This is a genomic window from Nocardioides alkalitolerans (assembly GCA_038184435.1).
Classification (GTDB): domain Bacteria; phylum Actinomycetota; class Actinomycetes; order Propionibacteriales; family Nocardioidaceae; genus Nocardioides; species Nocardioides alkalitolerans_A.
In genome coordinates this window covers 2,987,900-3,012,804 of the sequence record CP116227.1, presented here as the reverse complement: position 1 = coordinate 3,012,804, position 24,905 = coordinate 2,987,900, and the positions used below count along the sequence as shown (strand labels likewise).

Here is a 24,905-nt window from a genome sequence, read left to right as displayed (position 1 = left end):
TCACTTCAGTACGCTGTGCGGACGTCGCCACCGGTCGAGGAAGGTCCACCATGACCAGCACCAGCGCAGCCGCCGTGTCCGACCCCGGGACGGAGCCGGTCGTCCCCCGCCGCAAGGACGGGCCGCGCTCGAAGCGCGGCGTGATCCTGCAGGCCGCCGTCGACAGCTTCGGGCAGGACGGCTTCGAGCAGACCAAGTGGGCCTCGATCGCCGACCAGGTGGGCATCGGGCAGACCGCCCTCTACCACTACTTCGAGTCGAAGGTGCACTGCCTGCTCACCATCATGAGCGCCGAGCTGGAGCGCTCGCTGGAGCAGTTCCAGGAGGCGGTGGCCGACCAGCCGGACGACCTAGCGCGGTTGCGCGCCGCGGTCGGCAGCGCCTACGACCTCACCGAGCGGGAGACGCTCTCGGCGCGGATCCTGCTCGCGCACATGGACCTGCTCACCACCGCCCGCGCCTCGGAGCGCGAGGAGGCGGAGCGGCAGCGGGCCCGCGTCCTCGTGCGTGCGATCGAGGACGAGTGGTCCCGTCTCATCGAGCAGGGCATGGAGTCCGGTGCGTTCGTGGCGCGTGACCCGCGGCAGACCGGCCTCGCCCTGCTCGCCCTCATCGTCAGCGTCTGGCGCTGGTACCGCCCCGGCGGTCGGCAGAGCCTCGACGACATCGCGGAGTTCATCACCGGCGCCTGCGTGCGCCTGGTGGGCCCCGACCCCGACACCGACCAGGAGTGACCCCATGTACAACCTCGTCCTGATGGCCTCGAAGCCCGACGACTGGACCCACGAGCAGTTCATCGACTGGTGGCGCGGCGAGCACGCCGAGGTCACCTACGGCCTGCCCGGCCTGCGTCGCTGGCTCCACACCGACGTCCAGGGCGCCTTCGAGGAGCGCTCCGAGGGGTGGGACGGCATCTCCATCCTCAGCTTCGACGACCGCGCCGCACTCGAGGCCGCGCTGGCCAGCGACGAGTGGAAGGCCGCCGTGCGGCACGTCGGGAAGATGCGTGGTCGCCGGATCGCCGTGATGGGCGAGGAGCGCGCCATGGTGGCCGCGGCGGACGCCACCGCCTGACCGTCCTCCCCCCACCCCGTCCGCTCGCGCGGACGGGGTGGTTCGGCGTGCCCGTGCATGCCCGGAGCGCTGCACGCGACCGGTCGCGGGCCCATGTCCAGTCAGGTCGATCTAGTGATTGACGCCACAGGCTCGCCCCACTACCTTGAACCGATATCAGTTCAACTTCAGCTGGAGGAACGGCATGAGGACCACAGTGATCCGGACCGGCGTGGTGGTGTCGGCGTTGGCAGTCGTGCTCGCCGGGTGCGGCAGCGACGGCGGCAGCAGCGGCGGCGAGGCCGTCGAGGGCGACTGGGACGCCGTCGTGACCGCGGCGAACGAGGAGGGCGAGGTGCTGCTCTACTCGAGCCAGAACCCCACGCGCCTCGAGGCCCTCGAGGCCGCCTTCGAGGACGCCTACCCCGACATCGACATGAAGTTCGTGCGCGGCACGGACGCCGAGATGAACCCCAAGGTCGAGGTGGAGAACCAGACCGGGCGCGGCACCGCGGACGTCCACATGGTCACGGACGCGGCCTGGATCACGACGGTGTCCGAGTCCGGTCAGTACTCCGTCGCCGACCTGCGGGGGCCGTCGTTCGACGACCCGGCGTTCAACCGCGACGAGAACGTCATCGCGGACTCGTTCTTCCTCACCAGCGCCGCCGTCTTCGCGATGGGCTGGAACACCGACGCGGTGCCGGACGGCTTCGAGGAGCCGCAGGACATGCTCGACGACGAGTACGCCGGCAAGATCGGCATCGTCAACCCGCAGGGCATCGCCGCCTACGTCGACTTCTACTCGTTCTACGAGGAGAACTTCGGCCCCGACTTCGTCGAGCAGCTCGCCGAGCTCGAGCCCCGCATCTACCCGAGCGCGCTGGGCATCGCCCAGGCGCTGACCTCCGGCGAGATCGTCGCCGCGCCGGGCGTGCAGCCGCTCGTCGCCGAGGTCGAGGCCGGCGCGCCGGTCGACTGGAAGCTGCCCGACCCGGCGTGGGGCACCCCCTGGTACTCCCACATCCTCAAGGTCGCGCCGCACCCCAACGCCGCGCAGGTGCTCGCCGACTTCATGGTCAGCGCCGAGGGCCAGGCCGCGCTCAACACCGGCTACGCCTCCGTCCTCGGTGAGGGCGACGGCGCGGTGGCGGACGCCAGCAGCATCGAGCTGCCCGACCCGGACGCGCTGACGCCCGAGCAGGTGCAGGCCTACCAGCAGGAGTGGGAGTCCCTCTTCCTGCAGTGAGCGACGGCGGCGACCGGCTCCGGCCGGTCGCCGCCCCGTCGCGTTCCCGCTCCCCCGACCCCCGTCCCGACCCGCCCGACCCGAGAGCGAGGTGACCCGCCCATGAACGAGGCTCAGCACACCGGGCGCACCGGGCACACCGGGCTCGCCGGCGCCGGCGTCCTCGAAGGCCGCACCGCGCTCGTCACCGGTGCCGCCAGCGGCATCGGTGCCGCGACCGCGCGGCTGCTCCACGCCCGGGGCGCGACAGTCGTGCTCGGGGACGTGGACGTCGACGGCGCCGCCGCGCTGGCCGCCGCGCTGGGCGCGGGGGCGTCCGCCGTCCCCCTCGACGTCGCCGACGAGACGGCATGGGACCGCCTGACCGAGCGTTGGGCGCCCGACGGGCTCGACGTGCTCGTCCACTCCGCCGGGATCGCGCAGCGCGCGGAGCTGGCGTCGGCGACGCTGGACGACTTCCGACGCATCGTCGACGTCAACCTCGTCGGCACCTTCCTCGCCCTGCGTGCGGCCGCCCGGACGATGGGCCGGGGCGGCGCGGTCGTCACCGTGTCGTCCCTGCGCGGTGTGCTCGCCACGGCCGGCCTCGGGGCGTACGGCGCGTCGAAGTTCGGCGTCCGCGCGCTGACGCGCGTGGCGGCCCTCGAGCTGGCCGAGCGCGGCGTGCGCTGCAACTCGGTCTGCCCCGGGAGCATCGCCACCGGCATCACCCGGGGCGGCGGCTTCGACGAGGTCGACGTGGACGCCTACCTCAGCAGCATCCCGATGCAGCGCCAGGGGGACCCCGACGAGGTCGCCCGCGCCATCGCCTTCCTCGTCGGTGACGACGCGTCGTACGTCACCGGCACCGACCTCCTGGTGGACGGCGGCACCGCCGCCGGCCGCACCACGCCGCGGCTCGGCCGCGACGACACCCCCGACCAGCGGGCCGACCGCCCGACCCCGACGATGAGGTGACCCCCCGTGTCCGGATTCAACGTGCAGGGCCTGACGAAGCGCTTCGGCGCGACCACGGTCGTCGACGACCTCGACCTGAGCGTGGAGGACGGCGAGTTCGTCGTGCTGCTCGGGCCGAGCGGCTGCGGCAAGACGACGACGCTCCGCTGCCTCGCGGGTCTCGAGCGCCCCGAGGCGGGCCACATCTCCTTCGGTGACCGCACCGTGTTCGACAGCGGCAAGCACGTCGACGTGGCCACCCACAAGCGCAACATCGGGATGGTGTTCCAGTCCTACGCGCTGTGGCCGCACCTGACGGTGCGCAAGAACATCGGCTACCCGCTCAAGGTGCGGGGCCGCAAGGACGCCCTCAAGGGCGGCGCCGTCGAGCGCGCGGCCGAGATGGTGGACACGCAGATGCTGCTCGACCGCTACCCGGCCCAGCTGAGCGGTGGGCAGCAGCAGCGCGTCGCCGTGGCCCGCGGCCTCGTCGCGGAACCCGACCTGGTGCTCTTCGACGAGCCCCTCAGCAACCTCGACGCGCGCCTGCGCGACCAGGTGCGCACGCAGATCCACCAGCTGCACCAGCGCCTCGGCTTCAGCGCGGTCTTCGTGACCCACGACCAGTCCGAGGCGTTCGCGCTCGGCGACCGCCTGGCCATCATGAAGGCCGGCCGGCTGGAGCAGCTCGACACGCCCCAGCGGGTCTTCGACGAGCCCGGCTCCGAGTACGTCGCGGCCTTCATCGGCATGGGCAACCGCCTCGAGCTGACCCGCGGCGAGGCCGGCTGGAGCACCTCCTCGGGCGAGGTCGTCGCCCTCGGCGACCGCACCCCGGAGCGCGGCGCGGGCGACCGGGTGGTGGCCCGGCTGCGCAAGCAGGACCTGCACCTCCTCCGGTCGGCCGACCACGCCCCCGCCCACCACGTGGTGCTGGGCGCCACGCTCGTCACCACCGAGTTCGGCGGTCGGCACTACGACGTCCTCGTCGACGTCGCCGGCCAGCAGCTCAGCCTGGAGGCCGACACGCGGGAGCACGGTGCCTGGCTCCGCGACGCCGCGGAGGGTGCCCCGGTGCAGGTCGGCTTCGCGCCGTCCGACGTGCGCCTCTTCGCGCCCGACCTGGACGACCGGCCCCGCACGGGACTGGCGCTCGCCGGCGCCGGTGCGGCCGGCGCGCCCGGGTCCACCGGACCCACGACGACCGACGGCGCGCGCGCCGTGACGACGGGGGTCTGAGCCATGTCGACCACCGTCGCGCCCCCGCCGCCCACCGCGTCCCGCCCGGCACCGCCGCCGGTGCCCGGTCGCCTGCGCACCTCGATCGACCGCCTCACCGACCGGCGCGGCTGGGGAGCCCGGCTGGGCTACCTCGCGCTGGTCCTGTTCCTCGGCTACCTCGTCGTGCTGCCGCTCTACCGGCTGCAGGCGCTCGCCTTCGAGGACGGCGCCCGCGGCTACGACGCGCAGTACTCCCGCCCCGACATCGGCTCCGTCATCTGGACGACGGTGAAGCTCGGCGGGATCTCGCTCGTCATCGCCATGGTGCTGGGCACGCTGCTCGCGTTCGCCGTGACCCGCCTGCCGGCGCGGTTCTCGTGGCTCCGCGTGATCCCCGTGCTGCCGATCGTCATGCCGGCCATCGCCAGCGTCAGCGGTTGGGCGTTCCTGCTCTCCCCGGGACCGGGCTACCTCAACGCGGCGTTCCGCACGCTCCCCTGGTGGGACCACCTCGAGTCCGGCCCGATCGACGTCTACACGCCGACCTGGATCATCCTGCTCACCGGTTTCGGCCTGACCTCGTTCGTCTACCTCTTCGTCAGCGCCGGCATGGCCGGCATCAGCGCCGAACACCTCGAGGCGGCGCAGACGAGCGGCTCCTCGACGGTCGGGGTCTTCTTCCGCGTCGTGCTGCCGCTGCTGCGGCCCTCGCTCGTGTACGGCGGCGGCGTGGCCCTCCTGCTCGGCCTCGGCCAGTTCACGGGTCCGTTGCTGCTGGGGTCCAACACCGGCGTCAAGGTGCTGACCACGGAGATGTACCGCCGGGTGTCCGAGTCGCCCGCCGACTTCGCCGCCGCCGCGGCGGCCGGTTCCCCGCTCGTCATCCTCGGACTCGTCGTCGTGCTCGGCCAGAAGGCGCTGCTCGGCAACCAGAGCCGCTTCGTCACCCACGGCGGCAAGGCGTTCCGCTCCGCACCGGCGCGCTCGTGGTGGGCGGTCTCGACCGTCGTGGTCTACGGACTCGTCGCGCTCGTCCTCCCGCTGCTCGGCCTCGTCGCGGTGGCGCTGTCGCCGTACTGGTCGGAGACGATCCAGTGGGACGCGCTCACGCTCGACAACTTCCGGGAGCTGCTCAGCACGCCCGACGTCATCGACTCCGTGGTGACGAGCCTCGTGGCCTCGTCCCTGGCGGTGGCCATCTGCGTGCCCCTCGGGTTCGCCATGGCCAACCTGCTCGTGCGAGGTCGTCGCTACACGGTGCTGCGGCTCGCCGGCGACCTCGTCACCGCGCTGCCGCTGGGCATCCCGGCCGTCATCTTCGGTGTCGGGTTCCTGCTGACCTACACGCAGCCGCCGTTCATCCTCTACGGCACGCGCACGGTCATCGTGCTCGTCTACGTGGTGCTGATGCTGCCGTTCGCGACGCGACTGCAGATGACGGCGCTGCTGGCGCTGGGGGAGACGTACGCCGAGGCCTCCGCCACCAGCGGTGCGAGCTCGCTCGTGACGAACCTGCGGATCATCCTGCCGCTGATGCGCCCGGCGATCCTCAGCGCGGTCGCGCTCATGTTCATCCTGCTGACGCACGAGTTCGCGGCCTCGCTGCTCGTGCGGGCCCCCACGACGCAGGTGATGGGCACGCGGCTGTACGACCTCTGGGCCAACGGGTTCTACCCGCAGGTGGCGGCGATGGCGCTGCTGATGACGGTCGTGACCGGGCTCGGCGTCGGGGTCGCGATGATCATCGGCGGCAAGAACGTGCTCGACAACCTCTGATCCCGCGCCGTACCGGAGTCGTGGCCCCAGCGCTACGGAAAACGGCCCGCTGGGGCCACGACTCCGCCGGTGGTCAGCGGGGGCGAACGGGCGGCGGAGTCCACGCCCCCGCGACGACCTCCGGCCCCGGGACGTAGATGCGGAGCACGAGGAAGAAGGGCCCCGGGGGAGCCGGCAGCCAGGCGTCGCCGTCCGCCGCGTCGGGTCCGACGACGATGCGGCCCGCGGCCACGCTCGTCCTGCCCCCCGAGGCGCTCCCCACGCTGTGGCGGCGGTCGGGAGCGTCGTACAGCGTCCCGGTCCCGGCCTCGTAGAGCGTGATGCTCCAGAAGGCGCCGCACTCGGGCGGGTCCACGAGGTCGATCTCGTAGGAGCGGCGGCCGTCGAGCGGCTGGCCGTCGGCGTCGACGTACGTGTTGAACGACGTGTTCTCGTCGACGACGTTGGCGGCCAGGCCGACGAAGTTCATGATGGCGCGGTTGAGGTGGCGGTGGCCGTGGCGGCCCTTGTCGGCCACGCGGGTCCAGCCTCCGGGCGTCGGCGTGCCGAGGAGCGCGCGGTTGGTGGAGACGAGCTCCATCGCGGCGGCGAACCCCTCGGCGATGCCCTCGGCCGTGGCCTCGTCCAGGGCGCCGGCGTCGAACGGCGCGGTGCCACCGACGCCGATGCTCCGGAGCTGGGCCACGAGCGCGTCGTCGGCGGCGGGGTGGCCCTGCAGGCGCAGGGCGGCGTCGAGCGTCTCCATGAAGGCGGCGGCGTCCGCCTCGACGTCGCCCGCGGGCTGCTCGGGGGTGACGGTCGAGTTCCCGTGGGGCTCGAGGCGCACCTGGTCCTGCAGGGCGTGGACGACGTCGAGGTCGTCGCTGCCGACCTGGATGCGCATGAGCACCCACATGATCGCCGCGTCGACGGCGACGGCGACCCTCCCGTCCGGGAGGTCCTCCGGCCACGGCGACCCGGGTGGCACGAGGGTGAACCCCCGGGCCTCGCCCACCGTGCGGCGGCTGATGTTCGTGGTGCCGCTGAAGGCGTCGAGGAGCTGCAGCGTGTAGTACCGCGTCCCCATGGCGGGGAGCGAGACGTCGACGGGGCCGCCCGTGAGGTCCACCCAGGCGCTCGAGTAGAGCGTGTCGACGTTCGGCACGCGGAAGCCCCCGAACCCCGGGGTCGCGATGGTGCGCTCGTGACGGAACGTCGAGAGCGGCCGTGGGTCGGCGCCCCAGGTCTCGCGGCGGAGGAGGTCGTGCTGCAGCACCGCGGGCAGGCCGTAGACCGTGGCGAGCTCGGCGAGGGTGCGGGCGCGCGCCCGACGCTGCGCGGGGTCCGCCGGGATCGCGTCGGGACGCGACGGCGGGCGCTCGGCCTCGGCAGGGGTCTGTCCGCGGAACCGCATCGACGCTCCTCGTGCTCGTGCTTAAACTGAACTCACTTCATATCACGGTGGAAGGGACGCGGCAGATGACGATCACGGCGCTCGACGAGGTGCGTGCAGCGGCCGCGCGCCTGCAGGTGTGGGCCTTCCCGTGCGTCATGGCGCAGCGGGTGCGGCTCAACTTCACGCAGCCGCGCGACCCTTCGGCCCTCCGCCCGGCGACCTCCGCGGGCGCACCGCTCGGACGGATCGGCCACCAGCGGGCACTCTCCGACCCGGGCCTGCGGGTGGGTGTCGCCCCCAACGTCGACACGCTCTACTCGGTGGCCTGGCTCGACCTCGACGCCGGGGAGCACGAGCTGGTCACGCCGGCGTACGGCGAGCGCTACTACAGCTACCAGGTCGGGCTGGCCGACACGGGGAGCCCGTGGTCGCTCGGGCAGCGGACCCACGGGTCGCAGCTGCCGCCCCTGGTGTTCCGCCGCGGTCCCCTCGGCACGCGCGAGCGGGACGGCCGGCTCGAGGTCAGCACGTCGCACCGCTTCCTCATGGTCTGCGGTCGCACGCTCGTCGAGCCCGGCGACCCGGAGGACCTGGCCCGCGTCCACGCGCTCCAGGACGAGGTGACCCTCGTGGCCCGGCCCGGCGCCCCCGCGCCGCCGGAGCCTCCCGCCGGTCTCCGCGACGTCGACCTCGACGCGGTCGCGCGGGACGCGGAGGTGCGCGAACCGGCGGCGTTCGCGCGCAGCGTGGCGCGCGTCGTGCGCGACCTCGCGCCCGCGTCGGTGCCCGCCGAGGTGCGTGACGACCTGGCGACCTGCGGCCTGACCGAGGGCGATCCGCCAGGGGCTCTCGCCGAGGCGGTCCGGGACGGCCTCGCCGACGGGGTGCGCCAGATCGAGGCCCGGGTCGGCGCGCTCGGTCGGCTCGCCCACGGCTGGGCGCTCAACGAGGTCGGGCCCGACGTGGGGGCCGACCTCGCGCTGCGGGCGGCCGTCGCGATGGCGCAGATCTACGTCAACCCGGTCCAGGAGGCCGTCTACCCGGTGGCCGAGGTCGACGACCGGGGTGAGCTGCTCGACGGCGCGGAGCGGACCTACGCGATCACCTTCGCGGCCGACGACCAGCCGCCGGCTGCGGCGTTCTGGTCGCTGACCGTCTACCACCGCGCCGGGCTCCTGGTGGAGAACCCGCTGGGCCGGTACGCCGTGGGCGACCGCACCCCGGGCCTGCGCCGCGAGGCGGACGGGTCGCTGCGGGTCGAGGTCGCGGCGTACCCGCCGGCGGGCGGGACGGCCAACTGGCTGCCCGCCCCGCCCGGCCCGTTCCGCCTGATGCTCCGGCTCTACCACCCGCGGGACCCGGGCTGGGTCCCGCCGCCGGTCGTGCGGATCGACTGAGCGGCGGGGCGGCTGGGCGGCTGAGCGGCTGGGTGGCTGAGCGGCTCAGGCCAGCGGCCGCGGCGCGAGCCGCACGAGCTGCGTGACGTGGCGCGGCTCGAGCTCCTCGAGCGAGGCGACGCCGAGCAGCTTCATGGTGCGCTCGATCTCGTCCCGGAGGATCGCGATCGTGCGGTCGACGCCGGGCCGTCCGCCGGCCATGAGGCCGTAGAGGTAGGCCCGGCCGATCAGCGTGAAGTCGGCGCCGAGCGCGATCGAGGAGACGATGTCGGCGCCGTTCATGATGCCGGTGTCGACCATGACCGTGGTGTCCCCGCCGACCTCCCGCACGACCTCCGGCAGAAGGTGGAACGGCACCGGTGCGCGGTCGAGCTGGCGGCCGCCGTGGTTCGAGAGCACCACGCCGTCGACGCCGTGGTCGACCAGTCGGCGCGCGTCGGCGACGTTCTGCACGCCCTTGACGACGATCTTGCCGGGGAACAGCCCGCGGATGACCTCGAGGTCCTCGTAGCTGATCGTCGGGTCCATCGCCGAGTCCAGCAGCTCGCCGACGGTGCCGCCGGTCGAGGACAGCGAGGCGAACTCGAGCTTCGGCGTGGTGATGAAGTCGATCCACCACCAGGGACGGACCGCGGCGTCGAGCACCGTGCGCAGCGTGATCTGCGGCGGGATCGAGAAGCCGTTGCGCTTGTCACGCAACCGCGCGCCGGCGACCGGGGTGTCGACGGTGAAGAAGAGCGTGTCGTAGCCGGCGGCGGCCGCACGGCGGGTCAGCTCGTAGGACGTCTCGCGGTTCCGCATGACGTAGAGCTGGAACCAGTTGCGCCCGCCCGGGTTCGCCGCCTGCACGTCCTCGATCGACGTCGTGCCCAGCGTCGAGAGCGTGAACGGGATCCCGGCCGCCCCGGCGGCCCCGGCGCCCGCGATCTCGCCCTCGGTCTGCATGAGGCGGGTGAAGCCGGTGGGGGCGATGCCGAACGGCAGCGCGCTCCGCGCTCCCAGCACCTCGATCGAGGTGTCGACGTCGACCGCCGGACGCAGCACGTCGGGGTGCAGCTCGACGTCCTGGAACGCCTGCCGGGCGCGCAGGATCGACAGCTCGCCCTCGGCCGCGCCGTCGGTGTAGTCGAAGGCGGCCCGCGGCGTGCGGCGCTTCGCGATCACCCGCAGGTCGTCGATGGTGAGCGCCTTCGCCAGCCGCCGCTTGCGGGGGTTGAGCTCCGGCTTCTTGAACTTCAGCAGGTCGAAGATCTCGGCGGGCTTGGGGAACTGGCGGGTGACCATGGGGGTCCTCTCGGGTGGTGCCGGGGGTGGGGCGGACGGGGTCAGGGGCGGATCTGGGCGAAGTAGCCGTGGATGTGGTCGGCCACGCACGTCCGGGCGGCGTCGGCGCGTCCGGCGGTCACGGCGTCGAGGAGGGCGGCGTGCTCGGCGCGCAGGCGTTCGACCGTGACGGACCAGTCGTCGATGCGGGCGAGACCGAGGCGCACGTAGTCCTCGATCGCCGTGCGCAGCCCCGCCATCACGGCGAGCATCACCTGGTTGCCCGTCGCCTCCGCCAGCGCGAGGTGGAACCGTGCGTCGAGCGCGAGGAACTCCTCGGGCGTCAGTGCGGCGTCCTCCATCGCGACGAGCAGCTCGCGGGCGGGCGTGAGGTGGGCGTCGTCGTACGCCGCGGCGAGGGTGCCGACGACCGCCACCTCGAGCGCGACGCGGGTCGCGACGACGTCGTCGACACCGAAGGCCTGCGCGGCGGTCTGGAGCCGCAGCATCGTCGACATGCCGGCGCCGGGCCGGGCGACGATGATCGCGCCAGCGGACGGGCCGGAGCCGGTGGCCGTGCGCACCACGCCCATCACGTCGAGCACCCGCACCGCCTCGCGCACGCTCGAGCGGCCGACCCCGAGCCGGGCGGCGAGCTCGCGCTCGCCGGGCAGGCGGTCGCCGGGACCGAGCCGGCCCTCGCCGAGCTCACGCTCGAGGTGGTCGAGCACCGTGCGCCAGGCGCGGGTCGTCTCGGCCATGGGTCCCTCCGGTGGTCGCGGGCTGCTCGTCGTGTGGTCTGACCACACCGTAGCATGTGGTCAGACCACAGGCCTCTGGCGGACGTCATGCGAGGCGGTGGCCCCCGGCGACGGTTCGCATGACGTCCCAGGGGGAAGGGCGGGGGCATGCGTTCCTCCCGTTCCTCCGGTTCCTCCCGCGCGGCTCTTCTCGTCACCGCTCTCGTCCTCCCGCTGGCGCTCGCAGGCTGTGGCGACGACGACGGGGCATCGGGGGGATCGGGCGACCGCGACCGCAGCGACAGCGACGGTGCAGGCGGGTGGGACGCGACGGGAGGGACCGACGCCGACTCCGTGCCGTGCGGGCTCATCTCGGCGGAGTCGCGGGACGCGCTGACGGCGGCACTCGACACGAACGGCTCCGGCACGGCGGAGGGCCTCGGCGGCGACTCCGTCGGCCTCTTCCCGGGCGAGGAGACCTTCGTGGCCTGCGGCTTCGCCGGCGGGATGCTCAACGTGGGGGTCCGGGCGTTCGACGACGGCCGCCCGGTGACGACGATCGCGACGCCCTACGGCAGCGACCCCGCCGAGCCGGTCGCGGGTCTCGGCGACGAGGCGTACGTCGCAGTGAACTCCTACGACGGCCTCCGGGTGACGGTCCGGTCCGGGGACCGGGTCGTGCTCGTCGACAGCCAGTTCCGCGACGACACCGACGCCGTGCTGCCCGAGGAGCTGCTCGTCGACCTCGCGCGCGAGGTGGCCGACGGTGCCGCCGCCGTCGACGTACCGGCCGTCGAGATTCCCGCCGCCTGCCCCGACCCCGCCGACGAGCTCGTCACCGCGGAGGTGGGGGAGGTGCGCGCCGCCCGCGGTGCGGTGGGCGCTGCAGGCATCAGGTGTGCGTACGTCGGGGACGGGGCCTCCACGACGATCGCCTCCCAGGTGACCAACGAGGGCTACCTCGCGATGGGTCTCGCCGGCGCCGGCGACCCCGTCGAGGTGGACGGCGACGAGGTGTACGTCGACGGCGACTCCGCGGTGCTCGTCGCCTCGGGCGAATGTGCCGTGACCGCCACCCGCAGCCCCCTCGGCTGGGCGCTGGCCGACACCCGCGACGAGGACGAGCAGCGCGACGACCTCGTGGAGCTCGCCGCCGCGGCGTACGACGTGCTCGGCTGCGCCTGAGGGGGCGAGCGGTCGCCGGGCCCGACGGGATGTAACGCGGTGTCCGGGTCACCATGGAGGTGGTAGACCACGTGCACAGTCGCCCGGACACCGCGTTACACGACGAGGGCCCCCGGGCCCGACCTTCACGCCGAGCGGCCCAGCAGGGCCACCTCGAGCACGAGCCGGTCCCAGGTACGGCGCGGGTCGCGGCCGCTGAGCTCGCGAGTGCGACGCAGGCGGTGGCGCAGCGTCTGCGGGTGGACGCCGAGACGCGCGGCGGCGACGTCGGCGGAACCCGTGGCGACGTGGGCCTCGATGCTCGCGAGCAGGTGGTCGTCCAGCCCGTCCAGCACCAGGCGCTCGAAGCGGGCGCGATCGGTGTCCCGGTGGCCGGTGAGGAGCGCGACGAGCAGCACGTCGGCCTCGTCGAGGAGTCGGCCCTCGTCGTACGCGTGCGCCGGCGCGTGACGCAGCGCGTGCGTGGCGAGGCGGTAGGAGCGCGGGAGGTCGGTGGTGCGGTCGTTCGGGACCATCGCTCCGCGCCACGACGCCGTCCAGTGCGGGGTGATGGCGCGCGCGGTGGTGCCGTCGAGGACCGCGACGCCGTGGTGCTCGCGGTGCCGGAGCGGCGCGTCGTCGCCCACCAGGGCCGCCAGCTCGGCGCGCGTCGGCCCGTCGGGGGAGAGGGCGACGACGAGAAGGGTGGGGCGCGCGGGGACCACGACCTGCAGCTCCCGGCTGCGGTCCTCGAGGTTGGTGTGGGCGACCTGGCGGCCGGCGAGCAGGTCGTCGAGGAGGTGCTCGACGGCGCCGTCCCGGTCGCCGGCCCGCGCGGCGCCCGCGGCGTAGCCGTCGTGCAGCGCATCGGTGAGCGTGTCGACGACCGCCATCCACAGCCGTGACAGCGCGATCGCGTCGCCGACGGCCAGACGGTCGGCGGCGGTGGCCTCGATGTGGTCGACGACCTGGGTGGCCGCGAGGCGGTAGGCGCGGAGGATGCCCGGCAGGGGACGCCCGTCGAGCGCGCGAGCGGCGCCGATGCCGCGGAACCGCTGCAGGTCCGACGGCGCGAGCCCCGTCGCGCCCTCCGCCCACAGGTCGAGCACCCGGGTCGTGCCCCACCGCGCGATCGCGTCGACCTCGGCGAGCTGGGCCGGCGCGAGCGCGGCGTACGCCGGGATCTCGGCCACGATCTCGGCCGTGACGCGGGCCGCGATCTCGTCGAGCCGGGCCAGGACGTCGTCGCGGACGGCGACGCGCACGGCATCCATCGTCACGCAGGCTCCTCGCTCCCGTTGTCAGGCGGTGACAACCCTAGTGCTCAGAAAGGATGGACGCTCTTGCGTCCGGTCCCCGCGTCCTCCGAGCCTGGGGCCCATGGACGCAGACGCGATCGTGGTGGGCGGTGGACTGGCCGGGCTGGTCGCCGCAGCGGAGCTGGCGGACGCGGGACGGCGTGTGCTCGTGCTCGACCAGGAGCCGGAGCAGTCGCTGGGCGGTCAGGCCTTCTGGTCGCTGGGTGGCCTGTTCCTCGTCGACAGCCCCGAGCAGCGGCGGATGGGCGTGAAGGACTCGCTCGACCTCGCGCTGCAGGACTGGTTCGGCTCGGCGCAGTTCGACCGGCCCGAGGACCACTGGCCGCGGAGGTGGGCGGAGGCCTACGTGCACTTCGCCGCCGGTGAGAAGCGCTCCTGGCTCCGGCAGATGGGCCACCGCTTCTTCCCGGTCGTCGGGTGGGCCGAGCGCGGCGACGGGCGCGCCGACGGCCACGGCAACTCCGTGCCGCGCTTCCACCTCACCTGGGGCACCGGGCCCGGTGTGGTCGAGCCGTTCGAGCGCCGCGTGCGGGAGCACGTCGCCGCGGGTCGCGTCGAGCTCCGCTTCCGCCACCGCGTCGACGCGCTCGTCACCAGCGAGGGCACGGTCACGGGCGTGCGCGGCGCCCTGCTGGCGCCGTCCGACGTCGTACGGGGCGCGGCGTCCTCCCGCGACGAGGTCGGCGAATTCGAGCTGACCGCCCAGGCCGTGGTCGTCGCCTCCGGCGGCATCGGCGGCAACCACGAGCTGGTGCGCAAGAACTGGCCGGCCCGCCTCGGCACCCCGCCGGAGCGCATGGTCGCCGGCGTGCCCGCCCACGTCGACGGCCGGATGATCGGCATCACCGAGGCCGCCGGCGGGGCGGTCATCAACCCGGACCGGATGTGGCACTACGTCGAGGGCCTGCGCAACTGGGACCCGATCTGGGCCGACCACGGCATCCGGATCCTCCCCGGGCCCTCGTCGCTGTGGCTCGACGCCGAGGGCAACCGCCTGCCCGCGCCCTACTTCCCCGGATTCGACACCCTCGGCACGCTGCGGCACCTCCGGGGCACGGGCCACGACCACTCGTGGTTCGTGCTCACGCAGAAGATCATCGAGAAGGAGTTCGCGCTCTCGGGGTCGGAGCAGAACCCCGACCTCACCGGCAAGGACGTCGGGCTGCTCCTCGGCCGGCTGAAGTCCGGTGCGCCGGGTCCCGTCGAGGCCTTCAAGCAGAAGGGCGAGGACTTCGTCGTCGCAGACACGCTCTACGAGCTGGCCGCCGGCATGAACCGCCTCACCGGCCAGCCCCTCATCGACGCCGAGCGCCTCACCCGCCTCGTGGAGGCCCGCGATCGGGAGATCGCGAACCCGTTCGGCAAGGACGCCCAGGTCACCGCCATCCACGGGGCGCGGAACTACCGCGGCGACAAGCTCATCCGCGTCGCGACACCCCACCGCCTCCTCGATCCCGCGGCGGGCCCGCTCATCGCCGTACGGCTCCACATCCTCACCCGCAAGACCCTCGGCGGCCTCCACACCGACCTCGACGGGCGGGTGCTCGACGCGGCCGGGGTGCCGGTGCCCGGCCTGTACGCCGCGGGCGAGGCCACCGGCTTCGGCGGTGGCGGCATGCACGGCTACAACGCGCTCGAGGGCACGTTCCTCGGCGGGTGCCTGTTCTCCGGGCGGACAGCGGGACGCGCGGCGGCGGCGGCGATCGGCTGAAGCCCTGGTCAGTGGCGTGTAACGCGGTGTCCGAGTCACTGTGCACGCGGTCTACCCCTTCCATAGTGACCCGGACACCGCGTTACACGAGCGGGTGGTTCCCCCCGCCGGCCCCGATCAGACCGGCGTCGGGCGGCTGGTGCTCACGCGGGCACGAGCCCGACCCGCACCGCGAGGTGGTCGCTGTCGGCCACGCGGTACGTCGCGGCGTCACCCACGACATACCGCCCCGCCGGGTCGTCCAGCAGCACGTGGTCGAGCTGCACCCGTGGCCGGTGCGCCGGGTGGGTCGGCGCGCGGACGGCGGGCGTGCCGGCGAACGTCACGAGCCGCGGCGGCAGGTTGAGATCGCCGAGCAGCACGAGCGGGCGCGGGAGGTCGGCGCACCAGCGCACCACGTCCCGCAGCTGGGCCCGCGCCCGCAGCGGGGCGAACGACAGGTGCGTCGTCGCCACGCTCACCGGCCCACCCGGCGCGTCGACGACCGCTGCGAGCGCCACCCGCGGCTCGTCGGGCACCCACAGCACGCGTCGCCCTGATCCCGGCGGCAGCGGCACCGGCAACCGCACGCGCGACGGGCCGAGCCGCAGCTCTCGCCACGCGGTGACGGGGTGGCGGCTGAGGAGGGCGACGCCGTACGACGGTTCCTCCGGGCGGTCGTCCGCCACCGGGGCGGCGGGGCGGAAGCCGGCGAGCGTGCCCGGCGTGCCGTGCACCGCGGCCGCGAAGCGCGCCGACCAGGCGGGCCCGTCGGCGCGCAGCAGGTCCGCGAGCGCGCTCGTCTGGTCGACCTCGCCGCTCCGGGGGAGCCGGTGGTCGATCTCCTGCACGGCGAGCACGTCGACGTCGAGCGCGGCGGCGGCGTCGCTCCACCGCTCCCAGGACGCGGCGTCGATCCGACCGCGCCGGTCCCGCCCGCTGGCCGCGTTGGCCGTGGCCACCACCAAGAGGTGCGGGCTCCCGCCAGTCACGCCCGGCTCACGACGAACGCGAGCAGGAAGCCCGAGGCCGCGATCAGCCCCGTGTAGAGGTGGGTGCGCTCGAACGCCTCCGGGATCATCGTGTCCGCCACCATGGCGAGGATGGCGCCGGCGGCGAGGGCCGTGACGACCGCGATCGCCTCGGTGGGGGCGCCCTGGAGCAGCAGTGCGCCGGCGAGCGCCGCGACGCCGCTGACGACCGCGATGCCGCCCCAGACGGCGAAGACGTAGCGCGCGCTGCGGCCCGCCCGCTTCATCCCGGCCGCGCTGGAGAGACCCTCGGGCACGTTGGAGATGACGATGGCGGCGAGGACGGCGACGCCCACGGTGCCGCCGTCGAGCAGCGAGAGCCCGAGGACGACGGACTCGGGCACGCCGTCGAGGAGGGCGCCCACGGCGATCGCGGTGCCGGAGCCCGGCTGGTCCGACTCCGACGCCTGCTGACCTCCGGAGCGCTTGCGGTGCGCCGCGCCGCGGCGGGCGAGCGCGACGTTCGCCGCGACGTACGCCACCGCGCCCACGAGGAACCCCACCGCCGTGGCCGGGAGGCCGCCGCTCGTCTCGGCCTCGTCCACGAGCTCGAACGACAGGGCGGAGATGAGCACGCCCGCGCCGAAGGCCATGACGCCCGCGACGACGCGCTGCGGCACCCGCACGAACCAGGCGACCAGAGCGCCCACCACGAGGGCACCGCCACCGGCGAGACCCCACAGCCCGGCGGCGGCCCAGGTCGGCACGTCAGCTCCGGGGGAGGGCGGCGGTGGTCATCCTGCGAGCGTACGACCGTCCCCGAGGGTCAGCCGACCGTGCGCAGGATCGCGTCGACCTGGTTGTCGGCCGGGACGTCGTCGGGCCGGTCGAGCGCCTCGAGCGCGAGGCCGATCCACGCCAGCGCGTCGTGCCGCACCTCGACGACCAGTGGCTCCGCGACCCCGGTCACGGGCACGGTCCAGCCCGTGACCGACCCCGTCGTGCACGTCGGCTCGCCGCCACCGAGGAGGCAGACCTCCCGCGCGCCACGGACGGTCATGGTGACCACCGTGCCCGGCGAGGCTGCCACGACCGGGACCGTCACGCGCGTCCACCCGGGCTGCGCGGCCGGGGCCACGGCGAGACGGGACCGCTCGAACCGGGGGTTGTCCGCGGGGTCGACCGTGGGCGGCTCCGGTGCGGGCTCCGGTGCGGGCTCCGGTGCGGGCTCCGGTGCGGGGGTCGTCGAGGGTTCCCGGCCGGGTCCCGCCGGGTCCTCCGGGGTGCCGGGGTCCGACCCCGGGCCGGGCTCCGGCGACGTCACCGGCTCGGCCGGTGCCTGCGCGGCGCCTGGCGTCGGATCCCCGGCAGGCGCTGGAGCAGCCGGGTCGACCGCAGCATCCGGCTCGACAGGATCGGCCGGATCGACCGGAGCCCCCGTGTCGGCCGCGTCAGCCGCACCGGACGGCGCCGTCGCGATCGCCGGGCCGCCGTCCGACCCGGCCCACGGCTCGAGCACGACCGCAGCCGCCGCCAGGGCCACCGCGACGACCGCGGCCGCGGCCACGCCGACCTGCGTCGTACGGCGCGGGAACCGCCGGGAGCGCGACCGAGCCGGCCCGGGGTCCGCGCCCGACCCGGCACTGGGGGAGAGCCCGGAGGAGGCGCCGGGCAACCGGCCCGCCGCGAGCAGCCCCAGCACGGGCAGCAGCGCGGCGCCCAGGTTCGCCGAGATCTGGCCGAGCTCGTCGACGGCGTGCCGGCACCGGGCGCACCCGTCGAGGTGCTCGGTGACGCGCTGGCGCTTGCCGACGGACATGGCGCCGCGCACGTAGGCGCCCAGCAGGGGCGTCGTGCGCCGGCAGCCGGCGTCGGCGGCTGCGGCGAGGTGGGCGTCGAGGTAGGCGGTGCGCAGCCCTTCCCGGGCGCGGTGGGCCAGCACGCCGACGGCGTTGCCCGTCAGCCCGAGCGCCTCGCCGACCTCGTCGTGCGGGAGGCCCTCGACCGCGGTGTGCCACAGCACGTGCTGCCAGCGGGGCGGCAGGTCGGCGAAGGCGGCGGCGACGGTCGCACGGTCGAAGCGGTCGTCGGCGCCGTCCGACGGCGCGGGGACGAGCGGCTCCAGGTCGTCGTCGTCCTCGACGAGCACGAGGCGGGAGTCGCGGCGCACGTGGTCGACCCAGGCGCTGTTGACGGTCGCGGCCAGGTAGGGGCGGAACGCGGTGGTCGGGCCCTTCCCCTGCCGCAGCAGCCGGAGGATCCGCTCGAACGCGGTCGCGGCGATGTCGGGGGCGAGGTCGGGGCCGGCGTGCCGGGTCGCCAGGGCGAGCGCCACGGGGTGGTAGCGCTCGAAGAGCACGGCGACCGCCTCCGCGTCGCCCGCGCGGGCACGCGTCAGCAGGGTGGCGTCGGTCGGGTCGGTGTGCTCCGGTGGGTGCGCTGCAGCGGTCATGGTCCTGGTCGCGGTGTCGTCGACGGGACGTGACGGCGCGCGACGTCGTGTCGACGCCGCGCTGTGTGTGACCCCGTCGTGCGACCCGACAGGGCGTCCCCCGTGCGGCGGATCTTAGGTCATCGCACGGCGTGGAACTGCTGTGATCCAGACCACTCGAAATTCTCCTGAGAACTGCGTAAGGAACCCCGCTCCACCCCGTCCTCCCCCTGCGGTCGAACGGCCGCAGGTCCGACGACGATGTGGGGAATGCGTTGAGCAAGCACGTGCGTGTGCGTGGGGGCACACGAGGGGGAGCCGGTCGGTCCGGCACGAGCAGGGCGCGGCGGTGGTTCGCGCAGGCGGCCGCCACGGTCGTTGTGGCGTCGGGGCTCGCGGGGGTGACCCTGTCGCTGGCCGCCGCGCCCGCGACCGCGGCTGCGCCGCTCGACTGCGGCACCGTCTACTCGATCCAGGGGGCGTCGCCCCGCAACATCTGGGCGCTCGGGGAGGACGGCACCCAGACCAGCGTCGGCACCTTCGACATCGGTGCCACCGGCAGCCTCAACGGCCTCGGCATCTCCGACGACGGCAGCCAGGCGTTCGGCGTGCTGCCGGCCGCCCAGGGCAGCGGCCGCACGATCTACCGCCACGACCGCGCCAGCGACAGCACGACGGCCCTCGGCGCCGGCGCGGCCAGCACCCCCGTGACGCACGGCGCGGTGAACCCGCTCAACGGGTTCTACTACTACGGCGGCTTCAGCGGCTCGACCGTCCAGGTCTACGGCTTCGACACCACGACCAACACCTCCATCGGCCTGGTCGCGAGCGGCACCATCCCGACCGGCGGCGGCAACGGCGACTGGGTCTTCGACCAGCAGGGCCGCATGTACGTCGTCGGTGGCGCGAACGGCTCCAACGTCGTCTCCGTCATCGACCAGGAGATCCCGACGAGCGGCCCCGCCGTCACGGTCACGGGTCGCCAGATCACCGACATCTCGACGCCGTCCAACCAGGCGATCAACGGCATCGCGTTCGCCGGCTCGGGCCTGCTCTACCTGGCGAGCGGCAACCAGCTGTTCGAGGTCAACCCCTCCACCGGCGCCGTCCTCTCGTCGTCGCCGCTGGCGCAGTCGGGCTCCGTGGACCTCGCGTCCTGCGCCTCGCCGAACACGATCCGCGTGCAGAAGGACTTCCCCGACGGCCGCGCCGTCGCGGGCGACCAGGCGACGCTCACCGTCACGGGCGGCGGCATCACCACCGGCAACACGGCGACGACCGCGGGCAGCGACTCCGGCCTGCAGGACACGTCCGCCGAGACCGCCGGTCCCGTCTTCGGGCTCACGGGCACGACCTACACCGTGACCGAGAGCGGCAACGGCACCCTCGCGAGCCGGTACGACGCGGCCTGGGCCTGCGTCGACGAGAACACGGGCGGCACGATCGCCAGCGGCACGGGCACGACCGGCAGCTTCACGATGCCCAACGGCGGTGCCGCCGGCGTCGCGGCCCTGTGCACCTTCACCAACACCGCGAAGCGTCCGTCGCTCGAGCTCGACAAGATCGCGGGCACCCCGACGGGCAGCACCGCCGGCTCGACGATCACCTACACGTTCGTCGTCACCAACACGGGCCCCGTGCCGCTGGCGACCATCGCGGTCTCCGACCCCAAGGTCGGCACCGTCACCTGCCCGCCCGGTGCCCTCGCGCCCGGTGACGACGTGACCTGCACGGCCGCGCCGTACGTGCTCACGCAGGCGGACGTGACCGCCGGCGTCGTGGACAACACGGCCACGGCCTCGGGCAACACCGGCGTGCCCGGCGACCCCGACGTCACCGACGACGACAGCACGAGCACCCCGATCGACCACGACGCGGCGCTCACGCTCGAGAAGCGGGCCGGCACGCCGGTCGACGTCAACGGCTCCGGCCTGACCGACGCGGGCGACACGATCGCCTACACCTTCACGGTGACGAACACCGGCAACGTCCCGGTCACCGACGTGGCGGTCTCGGACCCGCTCGTCGGCGCCGTCACCTGCGACGTGACGAGCCTGGAGCCCGGCGAGGACGCGGAGTGCGTCGCCGACGCGCCGTACGTCGTGACGGCAGCGGACGAGACCGCGGGTGCCGTGGTGAACGTGGCCACGGCCTCCGGCGAGGACACCTCCGGCGACCCCGTCACCTCGGACGAGGACTCCACCACCACGCCGGTCGACTCGCCGGCGCCGAGCCTGGCGCTGGACAAGCAGGCAGGCACCCCGGTCGACGTCAACGGCTCCGGCCTGACCGACGCGGGCGACACGATCGCCTACTCCTTCGTGGTCACGAACACCGGCAACGTCCCGCTGCGCGCGGTCGCGATCAGCGACCCGATGCTGACCGGGCTGACCTGCCCGGCGGGCGTGCTGGCGCCGGGCGCCTCCGTGACCTGCTCGGCCGCGCCGTACGTGATCACGCGTGACGACGTCCAGGCCGGTTCGGTGGACAACACCGCGACCGCGGGAGCGACGGACCCCGACGGCGACCCCGTCGGCTCCGACCCCGACTCCACCTCCACCCCGACCGACCTCCCCGAGCCCGGGCTGACGCTCGAGAAGTTCGCGGGCACGCCGGTCGACGTCAACGGCTCGGGCATCACCGACGCCGGCGACACCATCGCCTACACGTTCACGGTGACCAACACGGGCAACGTGCCGGTCGACGCGATCCGCGTGCAGGACCCGCTCGTCGGCGACGTCACCTGTGAGGCGACGAGCCTCGCGCCGGGCGAGGCGACCGACTGCGCGGCCGACGAGGCCTACGTGGTCACCGAGGCCAACGAGCTCGCCGGCTCCGTCACGAACGTGGCGACGGCGGTGGGCAGCGACCCGTACGACGAGGACGTCGTCTCGAACGAGGACACGACGACCACGCCGGTCGAGCGCCCGGCCCCGGCCCTGGCGCTGGAGAAGCGCGCCGGCACGCCGGTCGACGTCAACGGCTCGGGCATCACCGACGCGGGCGACACCATCGCGTTCACCTTCACGGTGACGAACACGGGCAACGTCCCGGTCACCGACGTCACGGTCTCCGACCCGCTCGTCGGTGCGGTGACCTGCGAGGCCACCAGCCTCGCGCCGGGCGAGACCACGGAGTGCGCCGCCGACGCGCCGTACGTCGTGACCGACGCCGACGAGGCCGCCGCGGTCGTCACCAACACGGCCACGGTCGAGGGCGAGGACCCCGACGGGGACCCCGTCACCAGCGACCCGGACTCGACGAACACGCCGGTCGCGACGCCGGCCCCGGTGCTGACCCTCGACAAGCTCGCGGGCACGCCGGTTGACGTCAACGGCTCGGGCATCACCGACGCGGGCGACACGATCGCCTACACGTTCACCGTCACCAACGACGGCAACGTGCCGGTCTCCGACGTGCGCGTCGTGGACCCGCTGGCAGGCGCCGTGACCTGCGAGGTCACGAGCCTGGCGCCGGGTGAGGCCACGGAGTGCGCCGCGGACGCGCCGTACGTGGTGACGGAGGCGGACGAGGTCGCGGGTGCCGTGGTGAACGTGGCCACCTCCGTGGGCGAGGACCCGGACGGCGACGAGGTGACCTCCAACGAGGACTCCACCACGACGCCGGTCGACACGCCGGCGCCGAGCCTGGCGCTGGACAAGCAGGCGGGCACGCCCGTCGACGTGAACTCGTCGGGCACCACCGACGCGGGCGACACCATCGCCTACACGTTCGTGGTGACCAACACGGGCAACGTGCCGCTGAGCGCCGTGGCGATCAGCGACCCGATGCTGGGCGGGCTGACCTGCCCGGCGGGCGTGCTGGCGCCAGGGGCGTCGGTGACGTGCTCGGCCGCGCCGTACGAGATCACGCGCGACGACGTGGACGCGGGCTCGGTGGACAACACCGCGACCGCGGGGGCGACGGACCCCGACGGTGACCCCGTCGGCTCGGACCCGGACTCCACCTCCACGCCGATCGAGGCCGTGCCCGGCCTGGCGATCGTGAAGCTCGCCGAGCTCGAGGACCTCGACCAGGACGGCGTGGCCGACCTGGGCGAGGAGATCTGGTACGGCTTCGAGGTCACCAACACCGGCAACGTCACGCTCGTCGACGTCGTCGTGAACGACCCGAAGGTCGGCACCATCACCTGCGAGGCGACGACCGTGCGTGCCGGCGACACCGTGTTCTGCGTCGTCGACGAGCCCTACGTCGTCACCCAGGCCGACGTCGACGCCGGCACGGTCCACAACGCGGCGACCGCGACCGGCACGCCGGTCGGGGGCGACGAGGACCCGGTGGACTCCCCCCGTCGACGACGGACACGCCGGCGGAGACGACCGCGACGCTCGGGCTCGTGAAGTCCAACGCCGTGGCCGGCGGTGGGCCCGCGCAGGTGGGCGACACCATCACCTACCGGTTCGACGTCACCAACACGGGTGCCGTGACGATCTCCTCGATCACGATCGACGACCCGATGCTGGACGACGCCGACGTCGCGATCTCCTGCCGCGAGACCACCCTCGCGCCGGGGGAGAGCACCACGTGCGAGGCGGACTACGAGGTCACGGCGGCGGACGTCGCCGGCGGCCCGATCCTCAACCGCGCGACGGCCGGCGGGTGCACCCCGGCCGGGTGCGACACGGTGCCGCCGGTGGTCTCGCCGCCGTCGGACACGACCACCCCGGTCGCGTCCTCGCCGGCCCCGCCGAAGCCCGCCCCGTCGGGTCCGGCCCTGCCCGACACGGGCGGCCCGGCGGCCGGCCTGCTCGGCCTCGCGGCGCTGCTCCTCGGCGCCGGTGCCGCGCTGGTCTGGCGCGGACGCCGTCGGCGGACCGCGTGACCCGTCGTCTCGCGACGGCGGCCCTCGTGTCGGCGCTCCTCCTCGTCCCCGCCGCGTGCCGCGGCGGGGACGAGGGGGCCCGGCCCGAGCCCTCGAGCCCCCGGCCCTCGTCGACGGACCCCAGCCTCGACGAGGGCCGGGTCTCCCCGGCGGACCTGCCCCCGGCGCCCGTGCTGGAGGGAGGCACGGGCGCGCGTGGCGACCTCGCCGGGGCGGAGTGCGACGTCGCGACCGGACCTCGGTCGGTCACGGGGGAGCTGACGAACAGCGGTGGCACGGCCGCGGACTACGCGGTCGTCGTCAGCTGGACCACCGCCACCTCCGACGTCGTGGCCCGCGGCGTCGCGACGGTCGAGGACCTCGCGCCGGGTGCGTCGCGCTCGGTCGAGGTCACCGCGGAGGTGCCCTCGGGTGCCACCGCGTGCACCGTCAACGTGCGCCGGGCCCCGGTGGCGGGATGAGCCGACGCGTCCTCACGGCGACGGGGCTCCTGCTCGTCGTGGCGGGCCTCGGGGTGCTCGGGTACGTCGCGTGGCAGCTCTGGGGCACCACCCTCCTCGCGGAGCGACGGCATGACGAGGGTGTCGCGGCGCTCGAGGACGCCTGGGACGCCGGTGACGACACCGCCCGCACCGCCGTCGGCGACGCGCTCGCGATCGTGCGGGTGCCCCGCTTCGGCGACGACTACGCCGTGCCGCTGCTCGCGGGCACCGACGACGACGTGCTCGCCGCCGGGCTCGGCCACTTCGACGGCAGCGCCGGCCCCGGCGAGGTCGGCAACCTCGCCGTGGCCGGCCACCGCATCACCCACGGGGAACCGCTGCGCCGGATGACCGAGCTGGAGGTCGGCGACCTCGTGCTCGTCGACACGCGCACGACGACCTACACCTACCGGCTCGTCACCGCCGGCGACGCGCTCGAGGTGCCGTTCACCGCGACGTGGGTCGTGGACCCCGTGCCCACGAACCCCGACCCCGGGGGCGTCGGCCCCGACCTCGGGTCGGAGGCACGCCTGCTCACGCTCACGACCTGCGCCGAGCTGTTCCACACCGACCAGCGGCTCGTCGCCTTCGCGGAGCTGGTCGATACGGCGCCCCGCTGAGGCTTCCGCGGCGCCTGGCCGGGCGTGTTCCGCCCAGGCGGAGAACACGCCTCAGATCCCGCCGTGGAGGGGAGCTCGGTGCTGCGTTTTCCGCTGTTGTGAACGGGCAACCGTGGCAGTGGCGGAGCTTCCCGACGAGGCCCCCGAGTGAGCGCTGCCCGATGGTGTTCGCCTCGGGGCGACGGTCAATCTCGCTGGAGGGGCCGCTCGGCCACGTCCGCCTCGAACAGGACGAAACCAGCGATCGCCGTGGCGAAGCATGCGTAGGTCAACAGGACACTGACCTTCGGGTTGCTGTCGAGTGGGCGGAACGGTCCGGGCGGCATGCCTTGAGTATGCGTCGCGGCTCCTGTGCCCGAGTCCCCTCGTCACGGA

Annotated in this window: 21 protein-coding genes; 13 read left to right on the top strand and 8 right to left on the bottom strand. The window is 74.1% G+C overall.

Translation table 11 applies throughout. The annotated features are described in order from the left end of the window. Positions 1-50 precede the first annotated feature (50 nt). The 6 genes from PIR53_14375 (at position 51) to PIR53_14350 (ending at position 6,235) form a co-directional block, all read left to right on the top strand. Positions 51-734, top strand: coding sequence for a TetR/AcrR family transcriptional regulator (locus PIR53_14375; protein ID WZH51196.1), 684 nt, complete (start codon positions 51-53; stop codon positions 732-734). Between the two features lie 4 nt (positions 735-738). Further along, positions 739-1,074, top strand: a complete 336-nt coding sequence (locus PIR53_14370; GenBank protein ID WZH51195.1) for an EthD domain-containing protein — start codon at positions 739-741, stop codon at positions 1,072-1,074. A gap of 184 nt (positions 1,075-1,258) precedes the next feature. Beyond that, positions 1,259-2,302: an extracellular solute-binding protein gene (locus PIR53_14365; GenBank protein WZH51194.1), complete on the top strand. Its 1,044-nt coding sequence runs from the start codon at positions 1,259-1,261 to the stop codon at positions 2,300-2,302. A 102-nt stretch (positions 2,303-2,404) separates the two neighbouring features. Next, the gene (locus PIR53_14360; protein WZH51193.1) at positions 2,405-3,259 is read left to right on the top strand and encodes an SDR family NAD(P)-dependent oxidoreductase; all 855 of its coding nucleotides are present in this window, start codon (positions 2,405-2,407) and stop codon (positions 3,257-3,259) included. Positions 3,260-3,265: 6 nt separating this feature from the next. Further along, the gene (locus tag PIR53_14355; GenBank protein WZH51192.1) at positions 3,266-4,477 is read left to right on the top strand and encodes an ABC transporter ATP-binding protein; all 1,212 of its coding nucleotides are present in this window, start codon (positions 3,266-3,268) and stop codon (positions 4,475-4,477) included. A gap of 3 nt (positions 4,478-4,480) precedes the next feature. Continuing rightward, positions 4,481-6,235, top strand: coding sequence for an iron ABC transporter permease (locus PIR53_14350; protein ID WZH51191.1), 1,755 nt, complete (start codon positions 4,481-4,483; stop codon positions 6,233-6,235). Positions 6,236-6,308: 73 nt separating this feature from the next. Here the strand turns inward: PIR53_14350 and PIR53_14345 are convergent, their stop codons facing one another. Continuing rightward, positions 6,309-7,628 carry a DUF1254 domain-containing protein gene (locus PIR53_14345; protein ID WZH51190.1) on the bottom strand — a complete coding sequence of 440 codons (1,320 nt, stop codon included), beginning with the start codon at positions 7,626-7,628 and terminating at the stop codon, positions 6,309-6,311. Positions 7,629-7,693: 65 nt separating this feature from the next. Here PIR53_14345 and PIR53_14340 point away from each other — a divergent pair, with 65 nt between their 5' ends. Next, positions 7,694-9,007 carry a DUF1214 domain-containing protein gene (locus PIR53_14340; GenBank protein WZH51189.1) on the top strand — a complete coding sequence of 438 codons (1,314 nt, stop codon included), beginning with the start codon at positions 7,694-7,696 and terminating at the stop codon, positions 9,005-9,007. 45 nt (positions 9,008-9,052) lie between these two features. Here the strand turns inward: PIR53_14340 and PIR53_14335 are convergent, their stop codons facing one another. Then, positions 9,053-10,291: an alpha-hydroxy acid oxidase gene (locus tag PIR53_14335; GenBank protein WZH51188.1), complete on the bottom strand. Its 1,239-nt coding sequence runs from the start codon at positions 10,289-10,291 to the stop codon at positions 9,053-9,055. A gap of 41 nt (positions 10,292-10,332) precedes the next feature. Next, on the bottom strand, positions 10,333-11,031 hold the full coding sequence (locus PIR53_14330; GenBank protein ID WZH51187.1) for an FCD domain-containing protein: 699 nt from the start codon (positions 11,029-11,031) through the stop codon (positions 10,333-10,335). Positions 11,032-11,178: 147 nt separating this feature from the next. Between PIR53_14330 and PIR53_14325 the strand changes: the two genes are divergently transcribed. After that, positions 11,179-12,195, top strand: a complete 1,017-nt coding sequence (locus PIR53_14325) for a hypothetical protein (GenBank protein WZH51186.1) — start codon at positions 11,179-11,181, stop codon at positions 12,193-12,195. Positions 12,196-12,320: 125 nt separating this feature from the next. Here PIR53_14325 and PIR53_14320 read toward each other — a convergent pair whose 3' ends face one another. Then, a complete protein-coding gene (locus PIR53_14320; protein ID WZH54463.1) occupies positions 12,321-13,448 on the bottom strand; it encodes a helix-turn-helix domain-containing protein in 1,128 nt (375 codons plus the stop codon). Positions 13,449-13,554: 106 nt separating this feature from the next. Here PIR53_14320 and PIR53_14315 point away from each other — a divergent pair, with 106 nt between their 5' ends. After that, positions 13,555-15,204 carry an FAD-binding dehydrogenase gene (locus PIR53_14315; protein WZH51185.1) on the top strand — a complete coding sequence of 550 codons (1,650 nt, stop codon included), beginning with the start codon at positions 13,555-13,557 and terminating at the stop codon, positions 15,202-15,204. Between the two features lie 143 nt (positions 15,205-15,347). Here the strand turns inward: PIR53_14315 and PIR53_14310 are convergent, their stop codons facing one another. From PIR53_14310 to PIR53_14300, 3 genes are read right to left on the bottom strand one after another with little or no spacing between them, the layout of a single operon-like run. Continuing rightward, positions 15,348-16,175 carry an endonuclease/exonuclease/phosphatase family protein gene (locus PIR53_14310; protein WZH51184.1) on the bottom strand — a complete coding sequence of 276 codons (828 nt, stop codon included), beginning with the start codon at positions 16,173-16,175 and terminating at the stop codon, positions 15,348-15,350. Continuing rightward, positions 16,172-16,921, bottom strand: a complete 750-nt coding sequence (locus tag PIR53_14305) for a ZIP family zinc transporter (protein ID WZH51183.1) — start codon at positions 16,919-16,921, stop codon at positions 16,172-16,174. Before PIR53_14305 ends, PIR53_14310 begins: the two co-directional genes overlap by 4 nt. A 59-nt stretch (positions 16,922-16,980) precedes the next feature. After that, entirely contained in the window at positions 16,981-18,606 is a 1,626-nt protein-coding gene (locus tag PIR53_14300) for a sigma-70 family RNA polymerase sigma factor (GenBank protein WZH51182.1), read from the bottom strand. Between the two features lie 380 nt (positions 18,607-18,986). Here PIR53_14300 and PIR53_14295 point away from each other — a divergent pair, with 380 nt between their 5' ends. The 4 genes from PIR53_14295 to PIR53_14280 are packed head-to-tail and all read left to right on the top strand — an operon-like array spanning position 18,987 to position 24,530. Next, positions 18,987-22,946: a hypothetical protein gene (locus tag PIR53_14295; protein WZH51181.1), complete on the top strand. Its 3,960-nt coding sequence runs from the start codon at positions 18,987-18,989 to the stop codon at positions 22,944-22,946. Next, positions 22,943-23,428 carry an LPXTG cell wall anchor domain-containing protein gene (locus PIR53_14290; protein ID WZH51180.1) on the top strand — a complete coding sequence of 162 codons (486 nt, stop codon included), beginning with the start codon at positions 22,943-22,945 and terminating at the stop codon, positions 23,426-23,428. Before PIR53_14295 ends, PIR53_14290 begins: the two co-directional genes overlap by 4 nt. Further along, the gene (locus PIR53_14285) at positions 23,425-23,889 is read left to right on the top strand and encodes an FxLYD domain-containing protein (protein WZH51179.1); all 465 of its coding nucleotides are present in this window, start codon (positions 23,425-23,427) and stop codon (positions 23,887-23,889) included. Before PIR53_14290 ends, PIR53_14285 begins: the two co-directional genes overlap by 4 nt. After that, a complete protein-coding gene (locus PIR53_14280) occupies positions 23,886-24,530 on the top strand; it encodes a class E sortase (GenBank protein WZH51178.1) in 645 nt (214 codons plus the stop codon). The genes PIR53_14285 and PIR53_14280 overlap by 4 nt, the downstream gene beginning before the upstream one ends. Positions 24,531-24,715: 185 nt before the next feature. Here PIR53_14280 and PIR53_14275 read toward each other — a convergent pair whose 3' ends face one another. After that, positions 24,716-24,856, bottom strand: a complete 141-nt coding sequence (locus tag PIR53_14275) for a hypothetical protein (GenBank protein ID WZH51177.1) — start codon at positions 24,854-24,856, stop codon at positions 24,716-24,718. Between the last annotated feature and the right edge of the window lie 49 nt (positions 24,857-24,905).

What these genes read in the sequence shown, in the direction of transcription:
- PIR53_14275 (WZH51177.1), bottom strand. Translation starts at nt 24,856, where the DNA reads ATGCCGCCCGGACCGTTCCGCCCACTCGACAGCAACCCGAAGGTCAGT.
- PIR53_14365 (WZH51194.1), top strand. Translation starts at nt 1,259, where the DNA reads ATGAGGACCACAGTGATCCGGACCGGCGTGGTGGTGTCGGCGTTGGCA.
- PIR53_14335 (WZH51188.1), bottom strand. Translation starts at nt 10,291, where the DNA reads ATGGTCACCCGCCAGTTCCCCAAGCCCGCCGAGATCTTCGACCTGCTG.
- PIR53_14375 (WZH51196.1), top strand. Translation starts at nt 51, where the DNA reads ATGACCAGCACCAGCGCAGCCGCCGTGTCCGACCCCGGGACGGAGCCG.
- PIR53_14350 (WZH51191.1), top strand. Translation starts at nt 4,481, where the DNA reads ATGTCGACCACCGTCGCGCCCCCGCCGCCCACCGCGTCCCGCCCGGCA.
- PIR53_14360 (WZH51193.1), top strand. Translation starts at nt 2,405, where the DNA reads ATGAACGAGGCTCAGCACACCGGGCGCACCGGGCACACCGGGCTCGCC.
- PIR53_14345 (WZH51190.1), bottom strand. Translation starts at nt 7,628, where the DNA reads ATGCGGTTCCGCGGACAGACCCCTGCCGAGGCCGAGCGCCCGCCGTCG.
- PIR53_14370 (WZH51195.1), top strand. Translation starts at nt 739, where the DNA reads ATGTACAACCTCGTCCTGATGGCCTCGAAGCCCGACGACTGGACCCAC.
- PIR53_14340 (WZH51189.1), top strand. Translation starts at nt 7,694, where the DNA reads ATGACGATCACGGCGCTCGACGAGGTGCGTGCAGCGGCCGCGCGCCTG.
- PIR53_14325 (WZH51186.1), top strand. Translation starts at nt 11,179, where the DNA reads ATGCGTTCCTCCCGTTCCTCCGGTTCCTCCCGCGCGGCTCTTCTCGTC.
- PIR53_14330 (WZH51187.1), bottom strand. Translation starts at nt 11,031, where the DNA reads ATGGCCGAGACGACCCGCGCCTGGCGCACGGTGCTCGACCACCTCGAG.
- PIR53_14320 (WZH54463.1), bottom strand. Translation starts at nt 13,448, where the DNA reads ATGGATGCCGTGCGCGTCGCCGTCCGCGACGACGTCCTGGCCCGGCTC.
- PIR53_14315 (WZH51185.1), top strand. Translation starts at nt 13,555, where the DNA reads ATGGACGCAGACGCGATCGTGGTGGGCGGTGGACTGGCCGGGCTGGTC.
- PIR53_14300 (WZH51182.1), bottom strand. Translation starts at nt 18,606, where the DNA reads ATGACCGCTGCAGCGCACCCACCGGAGCACACCGACCCGACCGACGCC.
- PIR53_14280 (WZH51178.1), top strand. Translation starts at nt 23,886, where the DNA reads ATGAGCCGACGCGTCCTCACGGCGACGGGGCTCCTGCTCGTCGTGGCG.